Genomic DNA, 1,808 nt, shown 5'->3' with positions numbered 1-1,808 from the left:
TCTGGGCCGGCTGACCGCAGGCAACACCGAGCTCGGCGAACTTCGCGGCGCCGCCGTCCAGAGCCGTCAGCACCCAGGGACCCCGCGCAGTGACCGCGACCGTGTGTTCCGTGTGGGCCGCAAACAGGCCGTCGGCGGTGACCACCGTCCAGTCGTCGTCGAGTACCGCGGTATCCGGTCGGCCAATCGTGATCATTGGCTCGATCGCCAGCGCGACCCCTTCAACCAGTCGGATGCCGCGACCAGGCCGCCCGTAGTTGAGGATGTGTGGTGGCTGGTGCATCTCGGTTCCGATCCCATGCCCGCCGTAGTGGTCCACGATGCCGTATCCGAGCGGCCGGACATAACGCTCCACCGCCGCCGAGATATCCGTGAGCTTGCCCCCGAGCTGCGCCGCCGCCAGACCCCGCCACAGCGCCTGCTCACAGGCTTCGGTCATGTCCAGGATGTCGCGCGAGACCGCGCCGACCGGTACCGTGATCGCGGCGTCACCATGCCAGCCGTTCACGATCGCGCCGCAGTCGATGGAGATGAGATCTCCCTCACGCAGTACCCGCTTGCGTCGTGGGATGGCATGCACGACCTCGTTGTTGACGGATGTGCAGATCGTCGCCGGAAAACCCTGGTATCCCTTGAAGGATGGAATGGCGCCCTCAGCCCGAATCGCGCCCTCGGCGATGACATCAAGATCAGCGGTACTGATACCCGGTTTGACGGCCGCACGCAGCTTCTCCAGGGTGCGCGCGACGACAAGCCCCGCCACCCGCATCTTCGCGATCTCGCCTTCGGTCTTGATCTGGACATGCTCTCGTCGCGCCACGCTCGTCGCCCCGGTCCGTATCCCTAGTCCGCCTGAAGCCCCCAGAAACGCGAAAAAACCATGATCGCGCATCCTTCGGCCGGTGTCTCTGGTAACCCTGTCACCCTGCGTCTCTCATGGGCTCCGATGGCGGAAAAATTCCTGGTCGTGCCCGCTTCCGCCACGAGGAGCCACACCCACGGCCCCTACTGTGTGGCCGCCCGCCCAAGTCTGCCCGCCGAGACGGCGCCGCGCCGCCTACAAGCCACCGTGACGCCGCACCCTACGATCACCTGACAACAGGGGCGCGCTAAGAGCGACCGGCAATAGGGACGCGGCGTCGCGGGGCTGGGGCACGCACCTCGCCGTGTTGTCGTCGGTCGCCACCCAACACCAGGGTGGCTCCCTCCGCCGCCTCGCGATCTACGCACCCCAGCCCCGCTCCTTGATCCACGCCCCTATTGCCGGGCGCTCTAACTTGCATAGTGACGCAGGGCGTCAAGAGCACGATCAGTGACGTTGTCCACCGGCCCGGTGGCGTCAAGACCGATCAGCAGGCCTTTCGCGGCGTAGTAGGCGACCAGGGGCGAAGTCTGCTCGGCATACACCTCCAACCGGTGGCGCACCGTCTCAGAGCGGTCGTCGTCACGCTGGAACAGCTCACCGCCGCACCGATCGCAGACGCCCTCCACCGCGGGAGGATCGAAGTCCACGTGCCAGATGTGCCCGCAGTTACGGCAGGTCCGCCGCCCAGACAGGCGCCGCACCACCTCATCGTCGTCGACGACGAGTTCCAGAACGACGTCCAGGCGCGTTCCCATGCCCTCGAGCAGCTGCCCCAGAACCTCAGCCTGGGGGACGTTACGTGGGAAGCCGTCGAGGAGGAAACCCTTGGCCGCGTCCTCCTCAGCCAGCCTGTTACGGACCATCCCGATAGTGATCTCATCGGGCACAAGGTCGCCCGCATCCATGAACTGCTTCGCGAGCACCCCGAGTTCGGTGCCCTCCC

Annotated in this window: 2 protein-coding genes; both read right to left on the bottom strand. The window is 66.4% G+C overall.

Features of this window, described 5'->3' with window-relative positions; genetic code table 11:
* The coding region (gene map / locus MJ783_RS17965; protein ID WP_239311798.1) for a type I methionyl aminopeptidase at nucleotides 1–820 on the bottom strand (820 nt) is incomplete at its 3' end.
* 452 nt (nucleotides 821–1,272) lie between these two features.
* Nucleotides 1,273–1,808 (bottom strand): nucleoside monophosphate kinase (locus MJ783_RS17960; RefSeq protein WP_239311796.1); only part of this gene is annotated, 536 nt, incomplete at its 5' end.

Origin of the sequence: Protofrankia sp. Cj3 (genome assembly GCF_917627355.1) — a bacterium.
GTDB lineage: Bacteria > Actinomycetota > Actinomycetes > Frankiales > Frankiaceae > Protofrankia.
This window is presented reverse-complemented; position numbering and strand designations above follow the sequence as displayed.